General features: G+C 70.1%; 25 protein-coding genes and 1 pseudogene. 9 read left to right on the forward strand and 17 right to left on the reverse strand.

Going from position 1 to position 25,076, the window contains the following annotated elements:
* Window positions 1–492, reverse strand: a pseudogene (locus tag V7053_RS02500) (molybdopterin-dependent oxidoreductase); the annotation flags it as partial.
* A gap of 70 nt (window positions 493–562) precedes the next feature.
* Here V7053_RS02500 and moaA point away from each other — a divergent pair.
* The 6 genes from moaA to V7053_RS02530 all read left to right on the forward strand — a co-directional run bounded on the left by moaA (window position 563) and on the right by V7053_RS02530 (window position 5,726).
* Window positions 563–1,615: a GTP 3',8-cyclase MoaA gene (moaA, locus tag V7053_RS02505; protein ID WP_334170688.1), complete on the forward strand. Its 1,053-nt coding sequence runs from the start codon at window positions 563–565 to the stop codon at window positions 1,613–1,615.
* An 8-nt stretch (window positions 1,616–1,623) separates the two neighbouring features.
* Window positions 1,624–1,893 carry a MoaD/ThiS family protein gene (locus V7053_RS02510; RefSeq protein ID WP_334170689.1) on the forward strand — a complete coding sequence of 90 codons (270 nt, stop codon included), beginning with the start codon at window positions 1,624–1,626 and terminating at the stop codon, window positions 1,891–1,893.
* A gap of 15 nt (window positions 1,894–1,908) precedes the next feature.
* Window positions 1,909–2,748 (forward strand): TolB family protein, encoded by an 840-nt coding sequence (locus tag V7053_RS02515; RefSeq protein ID WP_334170690.1) that lies wholly within the window; start codon window positions 1,909–1,911, stop codon window positions 2,746–2,748.
* A gap of 95 nt (window positions 2,749–2,843) precedes the next feature.
* Window positions 2,844–3,968 (forward strand): LolA family protein, encoded by a 1,125-nt coding sequence (locus V7053_RS02520; RefSeq protein ID WP_334170691.1) that lies wholly within the window; start codon window positions 2,844–2,846, stop codon window positions 3,966–3,968.
* Window positions 3,965–4,903 (forward strand): ABC transporter ATP-binding protein, encoded by a 939-nt coding sequence (locus tag V7053_RS02525; protein ID WP_334170692.1) that lies wholly within the window; start codon window positions 3,965–3,967, stop codon window positions 4,901–4,903. The genes V7053_RS02520 and V7053_RS02525 overlap by 4 nt, the downstream gene beginning before the upstream one ends.
* On the forward strand, window positions 4,890–5,726 hold the full coding sequence (locus V7053_RS02530) for an ABC transporter permease (RefSeq protein WP_334170693.1): 837 nt from the start codon (window positions 4,890–4,892) through the stop codon (window positions 5,724–5,726). Before V7053_RS02525 ends, V7053_RS02530 begins: the two co-directional genes overlap by 14 nt.
* An 18-nt stretch (window positions 5,727–5,744) precedes the next feature.
* Here V7053_RS02530 and V7053_RS02535 read toward each other — a convergent pair whose 3' ends face one another.
* From V7053_RS02535 to rimP, 15 genes are all read right to left on the reverse strand, one after another.
* Window positions 5,745–7,109, reverse strand: coding sequence for a M16 family metallopeptidase (locus V7053_RS02535; RefSeq protein WP_334170694.1), 1,365 nt, complete (start codon window positions 7,107–7,109; stop codon window positions 5,745–5,747).
* Window positions 7,110–7,112: 3 nt separating this feature from the next.
* The gene (locus tag V7053_RS02540) at window positions 7,113–9,368 is read right to left on the reverse strand and encodes a polyribonucleotide nucleotidyltransferase (protein WP_334170695.1); all 2,256 of its coding nucleotides are present in this window, start codon (window positions 9,366–9,368) and stop codon (window positions 7,113–7,115) included.
* A gap of 233 nt (window positions 9,369–9,601) precedes the next feature.
* Window positions 9,602–9,871 carry a 30S ribosomal protein S15 gene (rpsO, locus tag V7053_RS02545; RefSeq protein WP_043127127.1) on the reverse strand — a complete coding sequence of 90 codons (270 nt, stop codon included), beginning with the start codon at window positions 9,869–9,871 and terminating at the stop codon, window positions 9,602–9,604.
* A gap of 176 nt (window positions 9,872–10,047) precedes the next feature.
* Window positions 10,048–11,301, reverse strand: coding sequence for a kynureninase (locus tag V7053_RS02550; RefSeq protein WP_334170696.1), 1,254 nt, complete (start codon window positions 11,299–11,301; stop codon window positions 10,048–10,050).
* Window positions 11,298–12,158: a tryptophan 2,3-dioxygenase gene (gene kynA / locus V7053_RS02555; protein WP_334170697.1), complete on the reverse strand. Its 861-nt coding sequence runs from the start codon at window positions 12,156–12,158 to the stop codon at window positions 11,298–11,300. Before kynA ends, V7053_RS02550 begins: the two co-directional genes overlap by 4 nt.
* On the reverse strand, window positions 12,155–13,147 hold the full coding sequence (locus tag V7053_RS02560; RefSeq protein ID WP_334170722.1) for a bifunctional riboflavin kinase/FAD synthetase: 993 nt from the start codon (window positions 13,145–13,147) through the stop codon (window positions 12,155–12,157). The genes kynA and V7053_RS02560 overlap by 4 nt, the downstream gene beginning before the upstream one ends.
* 66 nt (window positions 13,148–13,213) lie before the next feature.
* Window positions 13,214–13,660: a hypothetical protein gene (locus V7053_RS02565; RefSeq protein WP_334170698.1), complete on the reverse strand. Its 447-nt coding sequence runs from the start codon at window positions 13,658–13,660 to the stop codon at window positions 13,214–13,216.
* A gap of 3 nt (window positions 13,661–13,663) precedes the next feature.
* Entirely contained in the window at window positions 13,664–14,029 is a 366-nt protein-coding gene (locus V7053_RS02570) for a hypothetical protein (protein WP_334170699.1), read from the reverse strand.
* Window positions 14,026–14,919, reverse strand: coding sequence for a tRNA pseudouridine(55) synthase TruB (gene truB / locus V7053_RS02575; RefSeq protein WP_334170700.1), 894 nt, complete (start codon window positions 14,917–14,919; stop codon window positions 14,026–14,028). The genes V7053_RS02570 and truB overlap by 4 nt, the downstream gene beginning before the upstream one ends.
* A 37-nt stretch (window positions 14,920–14,956) precedes the next feature.
* Window positions 14,957–15,472 carry a nucleoside deaminase gene (locus V7053_RS02580; protein ID WP_334170701.1) on the reverse strand — a complete coding sequence of 172 codons (516 nt, stop codon included), beginning with the start codon at window positions 15,470–15,472 and terminating at the stop codon, window positions 14,957–14,959.
* Window positions 15,473–15,521: 49 nt separating this feature from the next.
* Window positions 15,522–16,007: a 30S ribosome-binding factor RbfA gene (gene rbfA, locus V7053_RS02585; RefSeq protein ID WP_334170702.1), complete on the reverse strand. Its 486-nt coding sequence runs from the start codon at window positions 16,005–16,007 to the stop codon at window positions 15,522–15,524.
* Window positions 16,008–16,073: 66 nt separating this feature from the next.
* Complete coding sequence (infB, locus tag V7053_RS02590) at window positions 16,074–19,001, reverse strand: translation initiation factor IF-2 (protein WP_334170703.1); 2,928 nt, start codon at window positions 18,999–19,001, stop codon at window positions 16,074–16,076.
* A 144-nt stretch (window positions 19,002–19,145) separates the two neighbouring features.
* Entirely contained in the window at window positions 19,146–19,565 is a 420-nt protein-coding gene (locus V7053_RS02595; protein WP_334170704.1) for a YlxR family protein, read from the reverse strand.
* Complete coding sequence (nusA, locus tag V7053_RS02600; protein WP_334170705.1) at window positions 19,517–20,497, reverse strand: transcription termination factor NusA; 981 nt, start codon at window positions 20,495–20,497, stop codon at window positions 19,517–19,519. The genes V7053_RS02595 and nusA overlap by 49 nt, the downstream gene beginning before the upstream one ends.
* On the reverse strand, window positions 20,497–21,120 hold the full coding sequence (gene rimP / locus V7053_RS02605; RefSeq protein ID WP_334170706.1) for a ribosome maturation factor RimP: 624 nt from the start codon (window positions 21,118–21,120) through the stop codon (window positions 20,497–20,499). Before rimP ends, nusA begins: the two co-directional genes overlap by 1 nt.
* A 96-nt stretch (window positions 21,121–21,216) precedes the next feature.
* Between rimP and V7053_RS02610 the strand changes: the two genes are divergently transcribed.
* The 3 genes from V7053_RS02610 to V7053_RS02620 all read left to right on the forward strand — a co-directional run bounded on the left by V7053_RS02610 (window position 21,217) and on the right by V7053_RS02620 (window position 24,265).
* Window positions 21,217–22,455 carry a DUF4439 domain-containing protein gene (locus V7053_RS02610; protein ID WP_334170707.1) on the forward strand — a complete coding sequence of 413 codons (1,239 nt, stop codon included), beginning with the start codon at window positions 21,217–21,219 and terminating at the stop codon, window positions 22,453–22,455.
* Between the two features lie 101 nt (window positions 22,456–22,556).
* The gene (locus V7053_RS02615) at window positions 22,557–23,282 is read left to right on the forward strand and encodes a VIT1/CCC1 transporter family protein (protein WP_334170708.1); all 726 of its coding nucleotides are present in this window, start codon (window positions 22,557–22,559) and stop codon (window positions 23,280–23,282) included.
* An 8-nt stretch (window positions 23,283–23,290) separates the two neighbouring features.
* Window positions 23,291–24,265 (forward strand): aminoglycoside phosphotransferase family protein, encoded by a 975-nt coding sequence (locus V7053_RS02620; RefSeq protein ID WP_334170709.1) that lies wholly within the window; start codon window positions 23,291–23,293, stop codon window positions 24,263–24,265.
* 7 nt (window positions 24,266–24,272) lie between these two features.
* Here the strand turns inward: V7053_RS02620 and V7053_RS02625 are convergent, their stop codons facing one another.
* Window positions 24,273–25,067 (reverse strand): sulfite exporter TauE/SafE family protein, encoded by a 795-nt coding sequence (locus V7053_RS02625; protein ID WP_334170710.1) that lies wholly within the window; start codon window positions 25,065–25,067, stop codon window positions 24,273–24,275.
* Window positions 25,068–25,076: the final 9 nt, after the last annotated feature.

The following is a 25,076-nucleotide window of genomic DNA, read 5'->3' on the forward strand; positions in this document are numbered from 1 at the left end:
CGGGTTCTCTTCCGCCGGGTTCTCTTCCGCCCGAAGCGTCCCGACGAGCCACCGCACGAGGGCGGCGGCCACTGCGGCGGCCGCGACCGCGCACACGATGGCGAGGGGATTAGAGAGCGCCCTTGTCGCCACGGCCGCGATCCCCACGACCCCGATGAGGGTTGCCAGGGCCACGCCGGCGCCCGGTCGGCGGAGTTCGAAGATCCCTGCAGCCGCGCCGACCAGCAGGAGGACGATCGAGATCACGGTCACGAGGAAGGTCTTGTCGCCCGTCCCGAAGGTCTGGATCGCCCACTCCTTGGCGTTCGGGGGCGCGAGGTCCACGACGGCGCTGCCGACGGCCGAGACGGGGCTGAGCGACGGGCTGGCGAGGCCCGCGAGCAGCTCGCCGGTGAGGACTCCCGCGACGGCGGCGAGCACTCCCGCTGCGGCCGACCACCAGTACGGATGCCGCGCCGTGTTGAGCGGGGGGCGCAGCTGGGTTGCTCCCATGCGTCCAGAATAGGTCCGCATCCTGAGCGCAACCGGGGCGTGGCAGGAGTCACTGGCGTAACGTGGACCTATGACAGCAGAGCGCCCGGCATTCGAAGGGCTGCAGGACCGGTTCGGGCGCGTCGCGACCGATCTTCGGCTTTCCCTCACCGACAAGTGCAATCTGCGCTGCTCGTACTGCATGCCTGCGGAGGGTCTGGCGTGGCTCTCGAGGCAGGCCGTCCTCTCGGCCGAGGAGATCGTGCGCCTCGTCGGCATCGGCGTCGATCGCCTTGGCGTCCGCGAACTCCGGCTCACCGGCGGCGAGCCGCTCGTGCGGGCGGACGTCGTCGAGATCGTCGCGGCGCTGCGGGCCGCGCACCCTGACCTGCCCATCGCATTGACGACGAACGCCGTGGGGCTCACCGCCAAGGCCGCGCCGCTCAAGGCCGCGGGACTCACCCGGATCAACATCTCCCTGGACACCCTCCACCCCGAGACGTTCGCCCAGCTCACGCGCAGGCCCTTCTTCGACCGCGTGCTCGCGGGGATCGAGGCCGCGGACGCCGCGGGCCTCGGGCCGATCAAGATCAACGCCATGCTCATGCGCGGGATCAACGACGGCGACGGCGCGGAACTCCTCGCCTGGTGCCTCGAGCGCGGCTATGAGCTGCGGTTCATCGAGCAGATGCCCCTCGACGCCGACCACGGCTGGACCCGCGACGGGATGATCACGGCCTCCGAGATCCGCGAGCGCCTCGGCGAGCGGTTCGCCCTCTCCCCCGATCCGCGGGCGCGGGACGGCGCCCCGGCCGAACGCTTCGAGGTGCGGCCCCAAGGTGCGGCGGCCCACGAGCCGCCGCTCGGCACTGTCGGCATCATCGCCTCCGTCACGGAGCCATTCTGTGCCGACTGCAAGCGGACGCGGATCACCGCCGAGGGCAAGGTCATGAGCTGCCTCTTCTCCCGGGACGAGGTCGACCTCCGCGACCTCCTGCGCGGAGGAGCGGGCGACGACGAGATCGCGGCCCGCTGGCAGGACGCCATGTGGCTCAAGCCCCGCGCGCACGGCATGGGACACGTCGGCCTCGGCGCTCCCGACTTCGTCCAGCCCGACCGCTCCATGAGCGCGATCGGGGGCTGACGCTGAGCATGGTCATCACGCTGCGGTACTACGCGGCGGCTTCGGCCGCGGCAGGGGTCGAGAGCGAGACGCTCGAGGTTCCCGAAGGCGCGACCCTCGCCCGCGCGCTCGAGGCAGTCCGCGCCGTCGTCCGCTCACCGCGCCCGGACGCCCCGGCGCTCGCCGAGGTGCTGCGGCGGTGCTCGTACCTCGTCAACGAGGTCGCCGCCAAGGACCCCCAGCGGCGACTCGCCGAAGGCGACCTCGTCGACGTCCTCCCGCCCTTCGCGGGGGGATAGGGCGAGGATGGGCGCGTGATCTCCCAGGTCTTCACCACCTCCATTTCCGGCGAGCCCGAACTCGTCCTCGAGACCCACCATCTCCACCTCGAGGCGCCCAACTGGACGCGGGACGGGCGCGCCCTCGTCCTCAACGGCGACGGGGTCCTGTGGCGGTTCGACCTCGCGACCAACAGCCTCGACCGGATCCCGGTCTCCGACGTGCCGGAACTCAACAACGACCACGTCCTCGCCCCCGACGGCGAGCACGTCTTCGTCTCGGCCGCCGATGGGCACATCTACCGGGCGCGGCTCACGGGAGGGCGGGCGACCCGCGTCACGAACGACACCGGGCGGCTCCACTTCCTGCACGGCATCAGTCCGGACGGCGCGGCCCTCGCCTACGTGGGGCTCGAGCCCGAGGGTGGGAATCTCTGGGCGCGAGCGAACATCTTCACCATCCCGTCCCAGGGCGGCCCCGACCTCCAGCTCACGTCCGGCACGACGCCGGCCGACGGATGCGAGTTCTCGCCCGACGGGAGCTGGATCTACTTCAACACCGAGGAGTTCTCCCCGGGCCACGCCCAGATCGCACGGATTCCGGCGATGGGGGGCGACGCCGAGCAGCTCACGTTCGACGAGCGCGTCAACTGGTTCCCGCACCTGAGCCCCGACGGCACGGCGGCCGTGTACCTGAGCTATCCCCCCGGCACGCTGGGGCACCCGGGCGGCCTCGACGTCGAGCTCTGCGTAGTGGCCGACGACTGGACTGAGCCCGTACGACGACTGCCGCTCTGGGGTGGCCAGGGCACGATCAACGTCCCGAGCTGGTCCCCGACCGGGGAACGCTTCGCCTACGTCGCGTACACGGAATGAGCCCTGCTCCGGAACGAGCCCTGCTCCCACATGGTGCTCGGGGAATACGACTACAGGAGGACGACACCGGTCATCCCACGGCGTAGCGTTGAGGTATGAAGCGCATCTGGACCCGATGGCTGCCCGCGGCCGCTGTGCCAGCCGTGGCGGCGGTTGCCGTACTCGCGGGAGGTGCCTCGGCCGTGACGCCGCCGGCGCCCTCAAACCCCGAACAGGTGCTCGCCCTCGTCGCAGGGCACACCGCCCGGCAGTTCTCGGGGACCGTCGAAGAGAAGGCTGACCTCGGGCTGCCCTCGATCCCGTCGCAGGCGCTCGGCCCCGCGAGCAACAGCTCGAGCCTCGGCTCCGCCGCCACAATCCTGGAGCTGCTCACGACCTCGCACACCGCACGCGTGTACGCCGATGGACCCACGAAGCTCCGGGTGCAGGTCATGGACCAGCTCGCCGAGCGCGACGCCGTGCGGAACGGGAGGGACGCGTGGACCTACGACTCGAAGACGAACACGGCCACCCACGTGGTCCTGCCTTCGGGCGAATCGGAAACGAAGGGATCCGCTCCCGGCACATCCGCCCCCACGGGCGCCCCGAGCGTCGCCGCCCTCACGCCGGACCAGCTTGCGCAGCGCTTCCTCGCAGCGGCCGGCCCCAGCACGAACGTCACCCTTGGCCCCGCGACCACGGTCGCCGACCACGCCGCCTACACCCTGGTCCTCACGCCGAAGACCTCGGGCACACTCGTCGCCTCGGTGCAGATCTCCGTCGAGTCCCAGACGGGGCTTCCGCTCTCCGTCGACGTCTACGCGAAGGGACAGTCCGACCCGGCCTTCCACACCGCGTTCCAGAAGCTCGACCTCCACGCCCCCGACGCGTCCGTCTTCGCCTTCACGCCTCCGAGCGGCGCGACGATCAAGCAAGAACAGCTCCCCGCGCCGAAGGCGGGCTCCGGATCGGCCGCCAAGCCGACGGCGTCTCCCAAGCCCACTGAGCACGCGCGCTCTGGGCTGACAGCCGCGAAGAGCTGGGACTCCGTCGTCGTGATCCCCGCCAACAAGGTGCCCCCGGGCTTCACGGACTCGGCCATCGTGAAGCAGCTCGCGTCGCCCGTTGCTGACGGGAGGCTGCTCTCGTCGTCGCTCGTGAACATCCTCATCACGAACGACGGCAGGGTCATCGCCGGCGCCGTCCCCGCGGCGACCCTCATGGCCGCAGCGGCGAAGTGACGGCAGAGCTCGCCGTCCGCACTTCCGGACTCACGAAGCGCTTCGGGCGGCAGACCGCCGTCGACCACCTCGATCTCGCCGTTCCCCTAGGTGCTGTCTTCGGCTTCCTCGGGCCCAACGGTTCGGGGAAGACGACGACGATCCGCATGCTCTTGGGGCTCGTCTCCCCGAGCGAGGGCAGCGCGGAAGTGCTCGGCGAGGAGATGCCGGGCCGCTTGGCGAACGTACTCCCCCGAGTGGGCGCGCTCGTCGAGGGACCCGCGTTCTACCCTTTCCTCTCCGGCGAGGACAACCTCCGGCGCCTCGACACGGCCGACCTCAAGTCCCCTGCGGCGACGCAGCCAGCACGGGTGTCTCGTGCACTCGAACGGGTCGGGCTCTCGCACGCTGCGCACAAGAAGGTCCACGCCTACTCGCTCGGCATGAAGCAGCGGCTCGGCCTGGCCGCGGCGCTCCTCGCACCGCGCGAGCTGCTCGTTCTCGACGAGCCGACCAACGGGCTCGACCCTCAGGGGACTCGCGAGGTGCGCGGCCTCATCCGCTCGTTAGCGGACGACGGCACGACGGTCTTCGTCTCGAGCCACCTCCTGGCCGAGGTCGAGCAGATCTGCACTCACGCGGCCGTGCTCCGAGCCGGGCGGCTCGTCGCGCAGGGGCCCCTCGAGGAACTCCGCGGCAGCGCGCACCATCGCATCGAGGTCCGCACTCCGGACCCCGTGGTGGCCGCGGACGTCCTGCGGAAATTGGGGCTCCGGCCTGAGGCCGCGGCGCCGGGCAGCCTCGTCGCCGAAGCCGACGGCGCACCCCCGGCCGAAGACATCGTCGCCGCCCTCGTGCGCGCCGGGGCTCGCGTCAGAGGCTTCAGCGCCGCGGCCGCAAGCCTCGAGGAACGCTTCGTCGAACTCACCGGGGAGGGATTCGATGTTGCTGAGTAGCGCCTCGCCCGGGACAAGGCTCTTCGCTTCGGAGCTCTCCGTGCTGTTCCGGCGCTGGCGCACATGGGCGATGCTTGCAGCCCTCGCCGCCGTGCCGGTGCTCATCGGGCTCGCTGTCCGCTTCTCCCCCAAGGGGCCGCCGACCGGCCGCGGACCAGCCTTCCTGGACCAGATCACCGACAACGGCCTGTTCGTCGGCGTCGTCGGGCTCGTGGTCTGCACGCCGCTGTTCCTCCCGCTCACCATCGGGGTCGTAGCCGGGGATACGATCGCAGGCGAGGCCAACCTCGGCACCCTGCGCTACCTCCTCGTCGCTCCAGCGGGCCGCGTCCGCCTGCTCGTCGTCAAGTACCTCGCCTGCGCCGTGTTCTGCGTCGCCGCGGCGCTCGCCGTCGTCCTCGGAGGAGTCCTGGCGGGCCTGGCCCTGTTCCCGGTCGGCCGGGCGACCCTGCTCTCGGGCGACACGATCGGGCCGGGCGAGGCCTTGGGGCGGCTCCTCCTCATGGGCGGCTTCGCGACGGTCTCCCTGCTCGGGCTGGCCGCCATCGGCCTGTTCGCCTCGACGATGACCACAGTTCCCGTCGGCGCGATGGCCGCGACGGTCGTGCTCGCCGTCGTCTCCCAAGTGCTCGACGCGCTCGACCAGCTTGACTGGCTCCACCCCTGGCTCTTGAGCGACCACTGGCTCGACATCGCGGACCTCCTGCGCCAGCCGATCGCGTGGGGCTCCTTCGGGCAGAATGCCCTCCTTCAGGCCGCATATGTCGCGTTCTTCGGCGCGCTGGCCTACGGAAGGTTCACGACGAAGGACATCCTGGCGTAGCCCGTAGCCCGTAGCCCGTCAGAACGACAGGCCGAAGGTCTCGCTCTCGTCGAATGGCCCGACCACGGCGATGGTGCGGGGCGCGGCGGCGAGCTGCGCCGCGAGCTCGCGGACGTCGTCGGCCGTCACGGAGCGGATCTGCGCGAGCGTCTCGTCGACGTCCTGGAACTCGCCGGAAACGAGCTCTGCGCGCCCCAGCCGCGACATCCGCGACCCCGTGTCTTCGAGCGCCAGGACGATCCCGCCGGACAGCTGGCCCACTGCCTTGCGCAGCTCTTCGTCGGTGACCCCGCGCTCGGCAAGCTTCGTGAGCTCGGCGTCCATGAGCGCGAGCACCTGCGGCACCTTCGCGGGTGCGCAGCCGCCATAGAGGCCGAAATAGCCAGCGTCCGCGTACGCCGAAGCGAACGAATACGTCGAGTAGACGAGACCGCGCTTCTCGCGGATCTCCTGGAACAGGCGCGAGGACATTCCGCCGCCGAGCACCGCGTTCAGGACGCTCATGACGTAGCGGCGCCCGTCGGTCGCGGTGATCGAGGGGCAGCCCACGATGACGTTGGCCTGCTCGACCTGGCGTGTCACGACCGTGAGGCCCGGGCGGCCGATGATCTCGGCGGCGATGGTCGAGCGTCGCGCGACCGGCGCGGCCCCCTCCTCGAGCTGCCAGCCCGCAGACTCGAGCGCCTCGAGGACAAGGCGGCAGACGACGTCGTGGTCAAGGCCCCCGGCGGCCGTCACCACCAGCTCGGACGGACGGTAGTACCGGCGGTAGTGCTCCAGGACGGAATCACGGGCGACGGCGCGGATCGCGTCTGGGGTTCCCCCGATGGGGCGCCCGAGCGGGTGGCTGCCGAGGACGGAGGCCACGAAATGCTCGTGGGCGACGTCCGTCGGGTCGTCGCCGTCCATCGCAATCTCCTCGAGGATGACGTCGCGCTCCTGTTCGAGCTCATCAGCGTCGAGGACGGCGGACGTCACCATGTCGGCGATGACGTCGATCGCCATGGGCAGGTCCGTGTCGAGGACCCGCGCGTAGTAGCACGTGCTCTCCTTGGCCGTCGCCGCGTTGGACTCACCGCCCACCTCGTCAAACGCCGAGGCGATCTCGAGGGCGGTCCGGCGGTGGGTTCCCTTGAAGAGCAGGTGCTCAAGAAAGTGGGTCGAGCCATGCTGGCCCGCTGCCTCGTCCCGGGAACCGACCCCGACCCAGAAGCCGATCGACGCCGAGCGCTGGCCCGGCATCGCCTCAGTGAGGACGCGCACGCCTCCGGGCAGGATGGAGCGGCGCACGATGGCGCCCCCATCCTGCCCGAAGATCGTGGTCGTCGACGGCGCACCGTCGACCAGCTGCCCGGAGGTCAGCGGCAAGGCGACACTGGCCATGGGCTAGGCGTCGGCCGCCTCGGCGCTTGCCTCGACGGTCACGGCCTCCTCGCTGCTGGCTTCGTCGTCGGCGATCACCGGGGCGAGCGAGAGCTTGCCGCGGTCGTCGATCTTCGTGATCTCGACCTGGACCTTCTGGCCAACCGAGACGACGTCCTCGACGTTGTCGACCCGCTTGCCGCCCGCGAGCTTGCGCAGCTCTGAGATGTGGAGGAGTCCGTCCTTGCCCGGGGTGAGCGAGACGAACGCGCCGAACGTCGTCGTCTTCACGACCGTGCCGAGGTACCGCTCGCCCACCTCGGGAAGCTGCGGGTTGGCGATCGCGTTGATCGCCGAGCGTGCAGCCTCCGCCGAGGAACCGTCGGTCGCGCCGATGAGCACGGTGCCGTCGTCCTCGATCGAGATGTCCGCGCCCGTGTCCTCCTGGATCTGGTTGATCATCTTGCCCTTGGGGCCGATGACCTCGCCGATCTTGTCCACGGGGATCTTGATCGCGATGATGCGCGGGGCGAACTCGGAGAGCTCGTCCGGGCCCTCGATCGCGGCGTTGATGACGGAAAGGATGTGGAGACGGGCCTCGCGGGCCTGCTTGAGCGCGGCGGCGAGGACCGAGGCCGGGATGCCGTCGAGCTTCGTGTCGAGCTGGATGGCCGTCACGAACTCGCTCGTGCCCGCAACCTTGAAGTCCATGTCGCCGAACGCGTCCTCGGCACCGAGGATGTCGGTGAGGGCCGCGTAGCGGGTCTGGCCGTCCACCTCGTCGGAGACGAGGCCCATCGCGATGCCGGCAACCGGCGCCTTGAGCGGCACACCGGCGTTGAGCAGCGAGAGGGTCGAGGCGCACACGGAGCCCATCGACGTCGAGCCGTTCGAGCCCAGCGCCTCGGAGACCTGGCGGATCGCGTACGGGAACTCCTCACGCGACGGGAGCACCGGCACGAGGGCACGCTCGGCGAGGGCGCCGTGGCCGATCTCGCGGCGCTTCGGCGAGCCGACGCGACCCGTCTCACCCGTCGAGTACGGCGGGAAGTTGTAGTTGTGCATGTACCGCTTGTGCGTCTCCGGAGAGAGCGAGTCGATCTGCTGCTCCATCTTGAGCATGTTCAGCGTCGTGACGCCGAGGATCTGCGTCTCGCCGCGCTCGAAGATCGCGGAGCCGTGGACGCGCGGGAGCACCTCGACCTCGGCCGTGAGCTGGCGGATGTCGGTGAGGCCGCGGCCGTCGATGCGGACCTGATCGCGCAGGATCCGCTGGCGCACGACCTTCTTCGTGACGGAGCGGAACGCTGCGGACAGCTCCTTCTCGCGGCCCTCGAACTGGCCGGCGAGCTGACCGAGGACCTCGTCCTTGAGCGCGTCCGAGGCGGCCTCGCGCTCCTGCTTGTCGGCGATGCTGAACACCTCGGTGAGGCGCTCGGACGCGGCGGACTCGACTGCCTCGTAGACGTCCTGCTCGTAGTCGAGGAAGACCGGGAACTCGGTGGTCGGCTTCGCGGCGCGCTCGGCGAGGTCCTGCTGGGCCTCGCACAGGGCGCGGATGAACGGCTTGGCGGCCTCGAGGCCCTCGGCCACGACCTCCTCGGTCGGGGCGGTCGCGCCCTCTTCCTTGATGAGGTTCCAGGAGCGGTCGGTTGCCTCGGCTTCGACCATCATGATGGCGATGTCGTCACCAGCCATGCGGCCGGCCACCACCATGTCGAACGTCGCGTTCTCGAGCTGCGAGTGCTTCGGGAAGGCGACCCACTGGGCGCCCTGGTCGTCGTGCACGAGCGCAACCCGCACGCCGCCGATGGGGCCGGAGAACGGGAGGCCGGCGAGCTGCGTCGACATCGAGGCCGCGTTGATCGCGACGACGTCGTAGAGCTCGTCCGGGTGGATCGCGAGGACGGTCACGACGACCTGGACCTCGTTGCGCAGGCCCTTGACGAACGCCGGGCGGAGCGGGCGGTCCATGAGGCGGCACGCGAGGATCGCGTCCGTCGAGGGACGGCCCTCGCGGCGGAAGAACGAGCCGGGGATGCGGCCCGCGGCGTACATGCGCTCCTCGACGTCGACCGTGAGCGGGAAGAAGTCGAAGCCCTCACGCGGGGCCTTGCCTGCCGTCGTCGCGGAGAGCAGGGCGGTTTCGTCGTCGATGTAGGCCATCGCGGAGCCGGCGGCCTGCTTGGCGAGCCGACCCGTCTCGAAGCGCACGACGCGCTGGCCGAAGCGACCGTTGTCGATGACGGCCTCGGCGAACTGGATCTCGGGACCCTCCATGGGAGAGCACCTCCGTTTCATAGTTGTCGGAGGCGCGGAACCCGGTCTTCGATCGAGGCTCTTGGCGCGGCCCGAAGGCCGCCCGCAAAAGCCACTACCGAGGACCGCAGATTGCCGGCGCCTCCCGGTTGATTCTCGTAGTCGGTGCGTAAACGCTTACGTGGTGGTGTTGCGGCCCGCCGCTTCCCTCGAGAAGTGCTCTTCGCGCGGGGAGAGGCGGGCCGCTTCACAGACTACCGGCGCAGGCCGAGACGCTCGATGAGCGAACGGTAGCGGTCGATATCGGTGTCGTGCAGGTAGGCGAGCATCCGCTTGCGACGGCCCACGAGCGCGAGCAGGCCGCGCTGGGTGTGGAAGTCGTGCTTGTGCTGCTTCATGTGCTCAGTCAAGTCCTTGATGCGCTTCGTCAGAACGGCGATCTGGACCTCGGGGGACCCGGTGTCGCCTTCCTTGGTGGCATATTCCTTGATGATCGCCTGCTTGACGGCGGGATCCAAAGCCATTGGAACTCCTCGTTTCGTGCCGTGCGGCCCGCTGGACGCTGCGTCCCCGGGGAACACCGGCCCTCCCGCCAGGACGAACAAGTCAAAGACGCAGAAGTCAGAGACCGGGAAGTCATAACAGGGACCGGCGCGGCCCAGGCCGCCACGGACTGCAGCGAGGACCACAGAGGATTCTATCAAATGACGTGCACGAGCTCCTCCCGCACTGCCTCGACGCCGCGGAGCACCTCGCCGAAGCTCGTGCTGAGGGGAGACAGCCCAAGCCGCAGCCCTTGCGGGGCCCTGAAGTCGGGGATGACCCCACGGGCCCACAGACGCTGGTTCAGCTCGCGGAACGACGGGTGCTCGAGGGTGATGTGCCCGCCTCGGTGAGCCGCGTCGACGGGCGAGGCGAGGACGACGCCGAAGGGCTCGAGGAGTTCTCGGTGCGCCGCGATCGCAAACTCAGTGAGCTGGACCGACTTCTCCCGGATCGCGTCGATGCCAGCCTCCTCGACGAGGGCGAGCATGCCGCGCAGCGGAAGCATCCCGAAGATCGGCGGGGTCCCGCTCACGAATCGCCGGATCCCGGCCGCGGGCTCATAGCCGAGCCCCATCTCGAACGCTTCGCGCCGTCCGAGCCACCCCTGCACGGGCTGGCGGAAGGCGTCCTGGTGCCGCTCGGCCACGTAGGCGAAGGCGGGCGAGCCAGGGCCCCCGTTGAGGTACTTGTAGGTGCAGCCCGCCGCGAAGTCGGCTCCCCACTCGTCGAGTGCCACGGGGACGGATCCGACGGAATGGCACAGGTCCCACACGATCAGGGCACCGGCGCGGTGCGCGAGCGCGGTGATTGCCGCGCCGTCCGCCAGATAGCCGGAGCGATAGGCGACGTGGCTGAGGACGACGACGGCGGTCCGCCCGGTGATCGCGCGCTCCGCTTGTTCCGCCGTCACCCCTGAGGAAGGGTCCGCCTCGATCCAGTGGAGCGTGAGACCGCGCTCGGCAGCGATTCCCTCGACGAGATAGCGATCCGTGGGGAAGTTGTCCGTGTCGACGACGATCTCTGTCCGTCCGCTCTCGGGGGCGCCGGCCAGCTCCACGGCGGCCCGGATGAGCTTGTACAGATTGACGGTCGTCGAGTCCGCGATCACCGTCTGCCCGGGCGCGGCGCCGAGGCAGGCTCCGCCGAGCCGGTCACCGAGCGCGAAGGGCTCGGCGAGCCAGCGCTCGTCCCAGCCGCGGATGAGGCGTCCGCCCCATTCCTCGTCGATGAAGGCGCGCACGTCGTCCGCCGTGGTGCGGAGGGGGCGGCCGAGGGAGTTGCCATCGAGGTACGCGACGAGACCCTCGGAGTCGACGAACTGGGTGCCGAAGCGCGCGAGGGCATCATCGTCGTCGAGCTCGGAGGCCTGCGTTGAGAGCGAAGCGGCGCGCGGGGCGAGCGTGCTCATCGGCCGATCTCCGTCCGGACCGCGAAGAGCTCGGGGAAGAACGTCAGGTCGAGTGCCTTGCGCAGGAACCCGACTCCGCTCGAGCCACCCGTGCCGGTCTTCATGCCGATGGTGCGCTGGACCGTCCGGAGATGGCGGAAGCGCCAGAGCTGGAAGTTGTCCTCGAGGTCGACGAGTTCCTCGCACGTCTCATACGCCGACCAGTGCTCCTCGGCGTCCTCGTAGATCTCCTTGAAGAGCGGCACGAGCTCCTTGCAGAAGGTGTGCGCTACCCGGACGTCCCGCCCAAGGACCTCGTCCGGGACTGCGTAGCCGTCCCGGGACAGGTACCGGAGGAACTCGTCGTACAGGCTCGGGGCGTCGAGGAGCGCTTCGAGCTCGGCACGCATCGCGGGTTCGCCGTCGAACACGGGGAGCATGCCGGCGTTCTTGTTGCCGAGGATGAACTCGACGCATCGGTACTGGCCGGACTGGAACCCCGAAGCGTGGCCGAGGAAGCCTCGGAACTGTGCGTACTCGTGCGGAGTGAGGGTCGCGAGGACGCTCCACTGCTCGGTGAGGGTCTTCTGGATGTGCTTCACTCGGGCAATCGCCTTGAGCGCGGCACCCAGATTGTCCTCGCGGAGCCAGCCGCACGCGCTCCGCAGCTCGTGGAGAACGAGCTTGAGCCACAGCTCTGTGGTCTGGTGCTGGATGATGAACAGGAGCTCGTCATGGTGCTCAGGGACGCTCACGGGGTGCTGAGCGCTCAAGAGCCGGTCGAGCTCGAGGTAGCCGCCGTAGGTCATACGGCCGGAGAGGTCGCGGACGATGCCGTCTTCGAGCGCCCGCGTATTGGCAGGGACTAGATCTGTCACCCAGCAAGGGTAGCGAGAATCCGGCGCGCCTGATCGACGTCGACCTTCATCTGTTCGACGAGCGCCTCGGGGCCGCGGTACGCGACCATGCCCCGAAGGCGCTCGACGAATTCGATGGCAACCCGCTGCCCATAGAGGTCGAAGTCTTCAGGCGCCTCGTCCGGCCGGTCGATCACGTGGGCCTCCACCTGCCGGGTGACCCCCACGAACGTGGGGTTCGATCCGACCGAGATGGCCGCCGGCCAGCGCGTCCCCGCCTCGTCCACGAGCCATCCGGCGTAGATCCCGTCCGCGGGAATGTGCCCGATCGACTCGTGCGCCAGGTTGGCCGTCGGGAAGCCGAGGGCGCGTCCGCGCGCGGCCCCGTGGACCACGGTGCCGTGCATCGTGTGCGGACGGCCGAGGATTCCCGACGCCGTGTGGACGTCGCCACGGTCGAGGGCCTCCCGAACCCAGGTCGACGAGCAGCGCCGTTGACCCCCCTCGTCCTCCGTGAGGGGGCCCGGATCCTTCTCCCGGAACTCCTCGACGACGACGACGTCGAAGCCGTACTGCCGCCCGAGGTCCTGCATCGTGGACAGGTCGCCTGCGTTCCCGCGCCCGAACCGCACGTCGTGGCCGACGACGACGGCACTCGTGCGGAGCCCGTCCACGAAGACATTCCGGACGAACTCTTCGGGAGTCTGCGCCGCGAATTCGAGCGTGTAGTGGAGCACGAGCACGGCGGCCAGTCCGTAGCCGGCGAGGGCGGCTATCCTGTCGTCGATCCCCATGATGAGGTCCGGCGCCGTGTCGGGGCGGTGCACCTGGGCCGGGTGGGGGTCGAACGTCACGGCGACGGGCTTGCTGCCCGTCTCGCGGGCGGTGCGCACGAGCGCCGCGAGGACCTGCTGGTGCCCCCGATGGACGCCGTCGAAATTGCCGATGGTGACCGCCGCCGGCCCGAAATCGTCAGGGACCTCGTCCAGCCCGCGCCAGATCTGCACCATCATCCTCGCCTCGTCGCCCTATGTCTCGCGAGCCTTACACTACCGGCTGCGCCGTTCCGCCTGCGCCTACCGGCCGTGGAGGGAGCGGCTCGCGCTCCCCTCCCGCGGCCGGTTGGTCCAGAGCCAGGTGAGGCCGACGAACGGGAGGACGAGGGGAACGAAGCCGTAGCCACGGCCGTAGACGCTCCACACGGTGTCCTGCTGGAAGTCCTGCGGCGCGAGGATGCTCAGCGTCCCGACGACGAGCACGCCGAGCAGTTCGACGAGCACGGCAGCGCAGGTGACGTACCAGCTCGTCACGCCCTTCTTCGCCATGGCTACGGTCGCCACGATGTAGACGGCGGCGGCCAGCGCGCTGAGGAGATAGGCGAGCGGCGCCTCCGAGAACTTCGTGGCGATCTGGAAGCCGGCGCGCGCCGTCGCCGAGAGGGCGAAGATCCCGTAGATCGCCACGATGATGCGGCCGAGGCCCCTGCTACGGGCACTGGGCGAGTGCTCTGTGGTTTCAGACACGTCTCAGAAGGCTCCATTCCAGATCTGCTCCATGCGGAACAGCATGACGAATACGGTGATCGGCACGGCGGCCAGGACGAGATTGCTCCAGCGCGTCTTGTCGAGGACTGCCCACCAGAACGCGGCGATGGGCAGGATGAACGCCGTGATGATGTACCCCCAGAACTCCCACGGCTCGCCCCTGATCGCCTCTCCCCCGGCCTGGCGCACGCCCGAGGCGACGCCGAAGACGACGAGGAAGAGTTCGACGGCGGCAACCGAGAGGATCGCGGCGTCCCCCGGGTAGCGCTTGGTCGCGGTCGCGATGATGCAGATGGCTGCTGAGACGGCACAGATCGCCGTCCCGATCCAGAAGAACGGGTCGCTCACTCGGCCGGCTCTCCCCCGTGCGCGGCGAAGACGAGCTCGGGCCGCGCGGCGGGGCCCGCGTCCTTCAGGAGCGCGACGAGGCTGCCGTCGGGCGCGAAGGCGGCCGTCACAGCGTCCCGACCGCTCGGGGCGATCCGGCGCCCGAACGAGAGCTCGACCGCCTCCTCCGCGCTGAGCTCCCGCACGGGCAGGAGGGCCCGGGCGGCCTCGGCGAGAGGCAGCACCGTGAAGTCCTCGGCGAGCTCCTCGAGCGTGCGCGCCTCGTGGATGCCGTAGGGCCCGACTTCCGTGCGCCGGAGGGCCGTGAGGTGCCCACCGACTTCGAGGTCCAGCCCGAGGTCTCGAGCGAGCGCTCGGACGTAGGTCCCGGAGGAACAGCGCACGGTCGCATCGACGTCGAGGACGCGGCCCCCGCGTTCCCTGCGGATGTCGTGGATCTCGAACGAATGCACCGTGATCGGCCGGGACTCAAGCTCGACGCTCTCCCCCGCACGGACGCGCGCATACGAGCGCTGCCCAGCGACCTTGATGGCGCTCACGCTGCTCGGGACCTGGAGGATCTGGCCTGTGAGACGCTTCGCTGCCGCCCGGATCTGATCCTCGGTGACGGCTGCGGCGATCGTCTCCGAGACCACCTCGCCCTCGGCGTCATCGGTCACGGTGCTCTGTCCGAGCCGGATGGTCGCGGTGTAGGTCTTCGAAGTCCCCACGATGTACGAGAGGAGCCGGGTCGCGCGGTTGATGCCGACGACCAGGACGCCCGTCGCCATCGGGTCCAGCGTCCCAGCGTGGCCGACCTTCCGGGTGCCGGCCAGGCGGCGCACGCGGCCGACGACGTCGTGGCTCGTCCACCCCTGCGGTTTGTCGACGATCACGAGTCCAGAAAGCACGCCTCCCAGTATATGGAGCGAGCCGCGTCCTCCCGCGTCAGTACTCCACGCGTCCCTCGAACGCCTTCCACGCGTCGAAAGGGGCGGCCCGTCGACCGAGCCGGGTATGAGCGACCGGCATGAGGGAACGGTCAGTCCCGGCGAAGTATTCGTAGAAGACGGCATCGTCGAACCCTGCCGCTGCGGCGTCGTCCCGGTCGGCCGCGAAGTACACCGCGGAGACGCGAGCCCACAGCGCCGCCGCGAGACACAGGGGGCAGGGTTCGCAGCTCGAATAGAGCACCGCGCCGTGGAGGTCGAAGTCGCCGGTTCCGACGGCGGCCCGACGGATCGCGACCACTTCGGCATGCGCCGTCGGATCGTTGTCCCGGGTCACCCGGTTCATCCCCTCGTAGGCCGTGCCGTCCCGCATGACGACGACGGCGCCGAAGGGACCGCCGCCGTCCACGACGTTCGCGACCGCGAGGTCGATCGCGCGCTCGAGATAACGGGTGTGATCGCCGGTGTGCGCTGCGTCAGCGGTGGCGGGGTCAGGGACGGAGTCCTGCGACATGCCGCCATCGTAAGTCAGCCGGCGCCGGCAGGAACCATCCGGTGGGACCCTATTCCGCGTCGACGTCCACGTCGTCGAACTCGGACTCATGCTCGACGTCGTCCTCGTCGTCCCGGACCTCGGGCTTGCGGTAGGGATCGGGATCGCCGGCGGGTCGCGCTCGCTCGGCCAGTCGGGCCACCTCTTCGTCACGGGCGCGGGCCTGCCGCAGAAGGTCCTCGACGTGTGAGGCGTTGACGGGGACCTCATCCGCGACGAACTCGAGAGTCGGGGTGAGGCGGATGGTCAGGTTGCGGCCGACCTCTCGGCGCAGGACGCCCTTCTTGGCGTCGAGCACCTCCCTCGCGCCCTCCTGTGCCGCGGTGTCGCCGAGCACGGTGTAGTACACGGTCGCGTGCTGGAGATCGTTGGTCACACGCGCGTCGGTGATGGTGATCGCCTCAGCGCGGTCGTCCTTGACGGCCTTGCGCAGCGCCTCGGCGACAACAACCTTGATCCGCTGCGCGAGTCGCGCAGCGCGGGCCGGATCGGCCATGGAAGAACTCCTTCGGGGGAACCGGGAAGGGGCCCCGCAGCGCGGGACCCCTTCGTGGCGGACGCGTCAGACGCGCGGCTTCTCGCGCATCTCGAACGTCTCGACGACGTCCTCGAGCTGGATGTCGTTGAACGACCCCAGGCCGATGCCGCACTCGAAGCCCTCGCGGACCTCGGTCGCGTCGTCCTTGAACCGCTTGAGCGAGTCGATCGACAGGTTGTCCGCGACGACGACGCCACCGCGCAGGAGGCGGGCCTTCGCGTTGCGGCGGATGATGCCGCTGCGGACGATCGAACCAGCGATGTTGCCGAACTTGGACGACCGGAAGATCTCGCGCACCTCGGCGGTACCGAGCTGCACCTCCTCGTACTCCGGCTTGAGCATGCCCTTGAGGGCGAGCTCAATGTCCTCGATGGCGGCGTAGATCACGGAGTAGAACCGCATGTCGACGCCCTCGCGGTCCGCGAGCTCGGCAACGCGCTCCGCCGGGCGGACGTTGAAGCCGATGATGATCGCGTTGTCGACCGTCGCGAGGTTGACATCGTTCTGCGTGATCGCGCCGACGCCGCGGTGGATGACCCGCAGCTGCACTTCCTCGCCCACGTCGATCTTGAGCAGCGAGTCCTCGAGCGCCTCGACGGCACCGGACACGTCGCCCTTGAGGATGAGGTTGAGGGTGTCGATCTTGCCCTCGGCCACGGCCTTGTCGAAGTCCTCGAGGCTGATCCGCTTGCGGCGCTTCGCGAGCTGCGCGTTGCGCTCTGCGGCCTCACGCTTTTCGGCGATCTGGCGCGCAGTGCGCTCGTCCTCGGTCACGAGGAACGTGTCGCCTGCCCGGGGTACCGAGGAGAGACCCAGAACCTGGACCGGGCGCGACGGAAGCGCGACCTCGACCGGCTCGCCGTCCTCGTCGAACATCGCACGGACACGGCCGTGAGCTGTGCCGGCCACCATGTTGTCGCCGACGTGGAGCGTGCCGGACTGCACGAGCACGGTCGCGACCGCACCACGGCCGCGGTCGAGGTTCGCCTCGATCGCGACACCGCGCGCGTCCTTGTTGGGGTTCGCACGCAGGTCGAGCGCGGCGTCGGCCGTCAGGAGGACGGCAGAGATGAGGTCGTCGATGTGCAGGCTCTGACGAGCGGAGACGTCCACGAACATCGTGTCGCCGCCGTACTCCTCGGGCACGAGACCGTACTCGGTGAGCTGGCCGCGGACCTTGTCCGGGTTCGCGCCCTCCTTGTCGATCTTGTTGACCGCGACCACGATCGGCACGCCAGCGGCCTGGGCGTGGTTGAGCGCCTCGACCGTCTGCGGCATGACGCCGTCGTCCGCGGCCACCACGAGCACCGCGATGTCCGTGACCTGGGCTCCACGGGCACGCATGGCGGTGAACGCCTCGTGGCCCGGGGTGTCGATGAAGGTGAGCTTGCGGGGCTCGCCGTCATGCTCGAACGAGATCTGGTAGGCACCGATGTGCTGCGTGATGCCACCGTGCTCCCCCTCGACCACGTTCGTGTGGCGGATGGCGTCGAGAAGGCGCGTCTTACCGTGGTCGACGTGGCCCATGACGGTCACGACAGCCGGGCGGGTCTCGAGCTCCTCGTCGGTTTCCGCCTCGAGTTCCGCATCGAGGTCGATGTCGAAGGACTCGAGCAGCTCGCGCTCCTCGTCCTCCGGCGAGACGACCTGGATCTTGTAGCCGAGCTCCTCGCCGAGGACGCTGAACGTCTCCTCGTCGAGCGACTGCGTCGCCGTCGCCATCTCGCCGAGGTGGAAGAGCACCGTGACGAGCGAGGCGGGATTCGCATCGATCTTCTCAGCGAAGTCCGTGATCGACGAACCGCGGCGCAGGCGGACGATCGTCTCGCCGTCACCGCGCGGCACCGACACGCCGCCGAGCGACGGAGCACTCATCTGCTCCAGCTCTTGGCGCTTCGCGCGCTTCGACTTGCGCTGCTTGCCGCGACCGGCGCCGCCCTTGCCGAAGGCACCCTGCGTGCCGCCGCGTCCGCGGCCGCCCTTGCCGAAACCACCGCCGGCCGGAGCGCCTCCCGGTGCCCCGCCCGGACGGCCCGGGCCGCGGCCGCCGGTCCCGGCGGGGCGTGCACCCGGCTGGGGACGGTCAGAACGCGGAGGCATCATGCCGGGGTTCGGGCGAGCTCCGCCGGGGCCACCGCCCTGACGGGGGGCGCCGGAGCCACCGGGGCGCGGGGCGCCGGGACGGGCGCCTCCGGGTCGCGGCGCGCCGGGACGCGGAGCGCCCGGGCGCGGAGCCTGCGGGCGGGGAATGCCAGCAGTGCCGCCCGGACGGGGCGCAGGACGCGGACCGCCCGGCCGATCGCCGTCGCGTGAGCCCGGACGGGGCATGCCCTGAGAGGTCGCGAACGGGTTGTTGCCCGGACGAGGAGCGCGCTCCTCGCGGCCCGGGCGCTGCATGCCCTGAGAGGACGAGAACGGGTTGTTGCCGGGACGCGGACCGCTCGGACGCGGACCAGGCGTACCCGGGCGGGGGCCGGAGCTCGCTGCGGGACGCGCAGCGTCCGACGACGGGCGGGCCGCCGGGGCGGGCGACGGCGCCGCGGGACGCGCGGGGCCGGGCTTGACGCCGGCGTTCTGGGAGCCCGAGTCACGGGAACCAGAGTTCTGAGAAGGCGCCGGAGCCGCGGGCGCGGCCTGACCGGACTGTGCCGCCTGACCGGACTGTGCAGCCGGGGCGGACTGTGCCGTCGGGGCGGACTGTGCAGGCTGCGCTGTCCGAGCAGCCGGGGCCGACTGCCGCGGCGCAGCAGGGCGGGCCGGCGCGGGCGCCGAAGCCTTCGCCTGCTTGGGCGAGCCGGAGGGGTATGCGTCGCGAAGCTTCTTCACGACGGGCGCCTCGATCGTCGAGGACGCAGAACGCACGAACTCGCCGAGCTCCTGAAGCTTGGCGAGGGCGTCCTTAGAGGTGATACCGAGCTCCTTGGCGAGCTCGTGTACGCGGACCTTGGCCACATTTCTCCTGTCTCGGTCCGCGCCGAGCCAGGCGTGGACCGTCTACTGCTTGCTGCAGGCCTCGTAGTGTGCGAGGCCGTCGGCGGCGCGGAACAACTTGTTCATCGCTACGCGCTCATGGGACGGGGACTCATCGGGTTTCCATCAGATTTCTGACCCGCTTTCAGCTTGGACGGTGACCGTGCCGGCGGGAGCCAGCACGGCGGTGCCGAAGAAGTCATCGACCGCCGCGTGCTCCACAGCGCCTCGGAAGGCACGGGAGAACGCTCGACGTTTGACGGCTTGCGTCAGGCATGCACGGTCGGGATGCAGCCAAGCACCTCGACCGGGCAGTCGGCGGCGCGGATCGGCGACGACGCGCTGTGGGTCCTCGGGGTCCCGCACCAACCGGAGCAATGCAGACCGGGGCGCGCTCTGGCGGCAGCCTATGCAGGTCCGCAGCGGTTGCGCCTTACTGTGCACGTTCCACTGCCCCTGGATGATTGGCTTGCTGCCGGGCGCGTACCCGGACCTGACTATTCTACAGCCTTGGCCGCGGCATCGGAGGTGATGTCGATCCGCCACCCCGTAAGCTTCGCCGCAAGCCGGGCGTTCTGCCCTTCCTTGCCGATGGCGAGCGAGAGCTGGTAGTCCGGCACCGTCACGCGCGCCGAGCGGCTCCCCTCGTCCACGATGCTGACGGACTTGACCTTCGCCGGCGAGAGTGCGTTGGCGATGAACGTCGCCGCGTCGTCGCTGTAGTCGACGATGTCGATCTTCTCGTCGTTCAGCTCGGTCATGACGGCACGCACGCGCGAGCCCATCTCGCCGATGCACGCGCCCTTCGCGTTGATCCCGGACGTGTTCGCGCGGACCGCGATCTTCGTGCGGTGGCCTGCCTCGCGGGCGATCGCGACGATCTCGACGCTCCGGTCCGCGATCTCCGGCACCTCGAGCTCGAAGAGCTTCTTCACGAGGCCGGGGTGGGACCGCGAGAGCGTGATCGACGGGCCCTTCATGCCGCGGTGCACGTCGACCACGTAGGCACGGATGCGGCTGCCGTGTACGTACTGCTCTCCCGGAACCTGTTCGGGCGGCGGGAGCAGGGCCTCGACGGCGCCGAGGTTGACCTGGACCATGTGGGGGTTGCTGCCCTGCTGGATCTGGCCGGCGATGAGCTCGCCCTCGCGGCCCTTGAACTCCCCGAGCACGTTGTCGTCCTCGACGTCCCTGAGCCGCTGGAGGATGACCTGGCGTGCAGTCGTCGCGGCGATGCGCCCGAAGCCCTCCGGCGTGTCGTCGAACTCGCCGATCGGGTTTCCCTCCTCGTCGACCTCGGTCGCCCAGATCGTGACGTGCCCGCTCCTGCGGTCCACCTCGGCCCGGGCCTTCTCGATCGCACCGGGAGACTTGTGATACGCGAGGAGCAGCGCCTGCTCGATCGTCGGGATGAGCTTGTCGACAGGAATGTCGCGTTCTCGCTCCAGTAGGCGCAGCGCGCTCATGTCGATGTCCACTAGGCCTCCTCGGCGTCGGTATCGGTCTCGGGTAAGGTGTCAGCGTCTGGCTCGAAGCTCTCGAAGGCCGTCTCGGGCACAGCGTCGACGTGGGAGAACTCGACCTCGACCCTGCCGCTGCGGATCTTCTCGAAGGGCAGCGTCACCGGCTCACCTCGCTTGGGCTTGACCCCCTTGGCCGCCGGAAGATCCGGAACGACTGTGACGCCGTCGTCGGTCACCTGCGTCAGGCGGCCGGTGAGGTTCTCGCCCTGGACGACGTTCACCTTGACGATCCTTCCCCGTGCGCGGTGCCAGTGCCGTGGCTGCGTGAGGGGACGGGTCACGCCGGGCGAGGAGACCTCGAGATCGTAGGGGCGATCGTCGGCGAAGGCCCCGGAGGCCTTGCGGGTATCCAAGAGGTCTGAGAGTTCACGGGAGATCTCCGCGATGACGTCGAGGCCGACTCCGCCGGTCTGCTCCTGGGGGAGGTCGACAATCACGTGCAGCGTGCGATGGGTCCCAGCAGCCTTGATGGAGACGCCTTCGAGGAAGAGCCGATGAGCGGTGACGGTGGGCTCGAGCAGGGCGTGCAATCGCGCCTCCTCGGCTGCAAACGGAGACTCCGATGCCTTCTCGGACATGGACGTCCGCCTCCTTCGCTCAGTTGTGTCCTCATAGACTATCGGCTCGCGGGCCCCGTGGCGGGCCCCCATGCCAGTCATGGGATGATCGAACCCGTGAGTTCCGACACCGTTCCGTCCACTCCGTCCACGCCGCCACCACCTCCTTCGACTCCCTCCGGCAATTCCCCTCGGCGACGCCCTTGGCGATACTGGGCGCTCGGCGCAGCGGCGATCCTCGTGGCGCTCGGCACCGCGACGCTCGTTGCGATCCACGCCCCGCAGCCGGCGAGCCCGAGCCGGAGCGCGATCGCCCTCCGGTCCGCGCACGACGACGCGCTGCGGCTCGCAGGCCTCGCGCACGCCGCGGCGGGGCAGGACGGGACCGCTCCCGGGGCCCATGCAGCGCTGGCTGCCGCCGGCGCGATCTTCGACCGACAGGCCGCAGTCCTCGGTGGGACCCCGCCGCAGGCCACCCCCGGTGCAGCAAGCCCAACGGGCCCGGCACAGGTGGGCCCCGCGACGGTGGGCCCGACGCCGGCCACCACGGCGCCGGCCACCACGATGCCGGCCAGCACGACGCCGCTCGCGTCGGCGCGCGGCGGCGCCGGCTCACCTGCGGCCAAGCCCCAAGCGGGCGACGTCGTCGCCGCCTTGGCTTCGAGTGTCCGGGCTCGACTCTCCGCGCTGCCAGACGTCGACGCTCCGACTGCGACGCTTCTCGCCTCGGTGGCGGCGGGGCAGTCGGTCCAGCTGGACGCGATTTCCGCAGCGACAGGGACGGCGACAGGGACAGCGACAGGGACGGCGGCGGGGACGACAGCCGGTTCGACCGCGAGCGCTCAGCCTTCCGGGACGGCCAGCCCGGACGCCGGAGCGGAACCCACCCCGAGCGGGTCGTGCCCGAGCCCGACTGCCACGGCGAGCTACGACGGAGCGGGGTTCGGGGGCGCCCTCGCGTCGGCCGAACGTGCAGAGACGGCCGCGGCGTACCTCCTCGAGACAGCGCTCGCGCGCACTCCGGCGGGCTCCCCCGACGCCGCGGCCCGGTCTTCGGCGCTGGACGCGCACCGGCATCAGCTCGCGGCGGTCGAAGGCCTGGCTGCGGCGGCGTGCACGGCGCTCCCTCCCCGCGACGCGGGCTTCGCCGTCCCGCCCGGCTTCGCCTCCGACCCCTCCGCGGCCCTCAAGGCTGTCGAGGGGTCGTCCGAGGAAGCATGGGCCCAGCTCGTGGGAGAGACTCCGGCGCCCCGGCGGAGCGCAGCCGCCGCGGGCCTCGTCACTGCGGCCCGCTTGGCCGCGGCAGCTTCGCCGTCGAACGCGACCGCGTTCCCGGGCGTGCCGACGGCAGGCTAGCTCTCAGTACAGCTACCCAGCGCGGGGGCCAGGAGGGAGAGGCGAGTGAGGCTAGGCTTGCTTCGCTGGCAGGGCCGTGCGCCCGGTGCCAGAGTTGAACCATGACGACCGAATCCACCACTGATCTTCATCCTGAGCCCCAGGGCGCGGACATCGCCGCGAAGCTCAACTGGCTCCGCGCCGGCGTCCTCGGGGCGAACGACGGCATCGTGTCCGTGGCCGCCGTCGTCGTCGGTGTCGCAGGCGTGACGACGAGCAACGGGCCGATCCTTGCCGCTGGCATGGCCGCCCTCGCCGGCGGTGCGATTTCCATGGCGCTTGGCGAGTACGTCTCAGTGAGCAGCCAGAGCGACAGCCAGCGGCACCTCATCGCGAAGGAGCGGGACGAGCTCCGCGAACAGCCCGAGGCGGAGTTCAAGGAGCTCGTGGCGATGTACCGCCACAAGGGGCTCTCGCACGAGACCGCGACGAAGGTCGCGGAAGAGCTCACCGAGAAGGACGCCCTCCGGGCCCACCTCGACATCGAGCTGAATATAGATCCGGACGAGGTCGTGAGCCCATGGCATGCTGCCATCGCCTCGGCCGTCTCGTTCCTGTGCGGCGCCGTGCTGCCTCTGCTCTCCATCCTGTTCTTCCCCGAGCCGATGCGCGTCTGGCTCACGTTCGTCGTCGTGCTCGTCGCACTGGCCGTCACGGGCGCGGTTGGAGCGTGGATCGGCGGGGGCTCGAGGATGCGTGCCTCCGTCCGGGTTGTGATCGGTGGGGCAATAGCCCTTGCGACGACGTATGCTCTGGGCAGCCTCCTCGGAACGACCGGGGCGGCCTGAGAGGGACAATGACAGCGACCGGTGTGCCCGCGGACCTCGTGACGAGGTACTCCCGCACGCCCACCGGTCGGGCGTGGCTCGCATCGCTCCCGGAACGCCTCGAGTGCGGCATGCGCCGGTGGGGGCTTGAACGGGATCCCGAGGCGGGGCCATGGTCCGGCTTCGGTGCGCTCGTCGTCGCGGTGCGCCGGGGAGGCGAACCGCTCGTCCTCAAACTCGCGTATCCGAATGAGGAGACGGCCTCGGAGGCCGTTGCCCTCCGGCTGTGGGGCGGCCGCGGCGCGGTTCGGCTCCTGGCAGATGACGGCGAGGGATCGCTCCTGCTCGAGCGGCTCGACGCTGGTCGGCGCCTCCAGGAGGTCCCGTTTCCGGAAGCCTGCGCGGTGTGGGGTGGCCTCATGCGGACGCTCGCGATCCCGGAGGACGACCGCCCCGATTGGGCGGCGCTCGAGCGGCTCGACGCCCGCGCTGAGCACTGGAGCGACGAGCTGCCCGAACGCTGGGAGCGACTCGAACACCCCTTCCCGCGCTGGCTCCTCGAAGAGGCGCTCGACGTGTGTGCGACCCGGGGAACCGTCGGACGGCGCGGCGGACGCGACGTCCTCGTGCACACCGACCTGCACGGCATGAACGTCCTCGGCGATCACGACGGCGGCTTCCGCGCCATAGATCCACAGGCCGCCGTGGGGGAAGCCGAGTTCGCGGTGGCCCCTATGCTGTGGAATCGCCTCCCCGAACTCCGGCGCCACAACGCTGCGGAGGCCCTGCTCGACCGCTGCGCCGAGCTCGCTGCGGCGGCCGGTCTCGATGCAGAGGCCGCACGCGCGTGGGCCGTCCTGCGAGAGGTCGAGAACTCCCTGTGGTACGCCTCGAAGCCCGGGCACCGGGGCGATCTCGAACGCTCGCTGTGGGTCGCGAGCGCCCTCTGCTACCGGCTGCTGCCCGGCCTTCCGGCGGCGTACGAGCTCAAGCGGCTGGACTGATCCAGGCTCAGGCGAAGTTCTCGTTCCACACGTCGAAGGCGAGCTTCACCGCGAGGGCCGCCACGACGGCCAGGAACACCCATCGGATGAATCTATTGCCACGGGCCACCGCCATGCGGGCACCGACGTAGCCGCCGCACATGTTGGCGGCGCCGAGAACGAGCCCGACGCCCCAGAGCAAGGCACCGCTCGGGGCGAACAGCAGCAGCGCTCCGAGGTTCGTGGCCATGTTGACGATCTTCGCCTTGGCGCTCGCCTCGAGGAACGCGTATCCCATTCCCGAAACGAGCGCGATGACGAGGAACGAGCCCGTTCCGGGGCCGATGAGCCCGTCGTAGAAGCCGATCACGAGGCCCAGACCGCACGCGGCAGCAAAGTGGCGGCGCCCCTTGAGCCGCAGCACGGTGTACTGCCCCAGCTGGGGCCTGAAGACGGTGAAGAGCGCGACGGCGACGATGGCTCCAAGAATGATGGGCTTGAAGACGCGCGCGGGCAGCGCCGACGCGAGCGCGGCGCCGCCGAACGCACCGGCGAGGGCCACTGCTGCCATCGGGATCGCGGTGCGAAGATCGGGTCGTACTCGCCGGGCGTAGGTCAGCGCGCTCGTGCTCGTGCCGAAGACGGAGCCCATCTTGTTCGTCGCGAGGGCATGGACCGGCGTTATGCCCGGCAGCGCGAGCAGTGCCGGTAGCTGGATCAGCCCTCCTCCACCCACGACCGCGTCCACCCAGCCCGCGGCGAACCCCGCCAGGACGACGAGGACGAGCGTGAGGGGGTCAAGCAGCTCGAAGCCGCTGTGCACGGACCCGGA

The sequence above is a fragment of the Sinomonas sp. genome, from assembly GCF_036848755.1.
GTDB lineage: Bacteria > Actinomycetota > Actinomycetes > Actinomycetales > Micrococcaceae > Sinomonas.

What these genes read in the sequence shown, in the direction of transcription:
- V7053_RS02530 (WP_334170693.1), top strand. Translation starts at nt 4,890, where the DNA reads ATGTTGCTGAGTAGCGCCTCGCCCGGGACAAGGCTCTTCGCTTCGGAG.
- V7053_RS02510 (WP_334170689.1), top strand. Translation starts at nt 1,624, where the DNA reads ATGGTCATCACGCTGCGGTACTACGCGGCGGCTTCGGCCGCGGCAGGG.
- V7053_RS02580 (WP_334170701.1), bottom strand. Translation starts at nt 15,472, where the DNA reads ATGTCGCAGGACTCCGTCCCTGACCCCGCCACCGCTGACGCAGCGCAC.
- V7053_RS02620 (WP_334170709.1), top strand. Translation starts at nt 23,291, where the DNA reads ATGACAGCGACCGGTGTGCCCGCGGACCTCGTGACGAGGTACTCCCGC.
- rpsO (WP_043127127.1), bottom strand. Translation starts at nt 9,871, where the DNA reads ATGGCTTTGGATCCCGCCGTCAAGCAGGCGATCATCAAGGAATATGCC.
- V7053_RS02550 (WP_334170696.1), bottom strand. Translation starts at nt 11,301, where the DNA reads ATGAGCACGCTCGCCCCGCGCGCCGCTTCGCTCTCAACGCAGGCCTCC.
- V7053_RS02520 (WP_334170691.1), top strand. Translation starts at nt 2,844, where the DNA reads ATGAAGCGCATCTGGACCCGATGGCTGCCCGCGGCCGCTGTGCCAGCC.
- V7053_RS02615 (WP_334170708.1), top strand. Translation starts at nt 22,557, where the DNA reads ATGACGACCGAATCCACCACTGATCTTCATCCTGAGCCCCAGGGCGCG.
- V7053_RS02560 (WP_334170722.1), bottom strand. Translation starts at nt 13,147, where the DNA reads ATGGTGCAGATCTGGCGCGGGCTGGACGAGGTCCCTGACGATTTCGGG.
- V7053_RS02540 (WP_334170695.1), bottom strand. Translation starts at nt 9,368, where the DNA reads ATGGAGGGTCCCGAGATCCAGTTCGCCGAGGCCGTCATCGACAACGGT.
- V7053_RS02535 (WP_334170694.1), bottom strand. Translation starts at nt 7,109, where the DNA reads ATGGCCAGTGTCGCCTTGCCGCTGACCTCCGGGCAGCTGGTCGACGGT.
- rbfA (WP_334170702.1), bottom strand. Translation starts at nt 16,007, where the DNA reads ATGGCCGATCCGGCCCGCGCTGCGCGACTCGCGCAGCGGATCAAGGTT.
- moaA (WP_334170688.1), top strand. Translation starts at nt 563, where the DNA reads ATGACAGCAGAGCGCCCGGCATTCGAAGGGCTGCAGGACCGGTTCGGG.
- rimP (WP_334170706.1), bottom strand. Translation starts at nt 21,120, where the DNA reads ATGTCCGAGAAGGCATCGGAGTCTCCGTTTGCAGCCGAGGAGGCGCGA.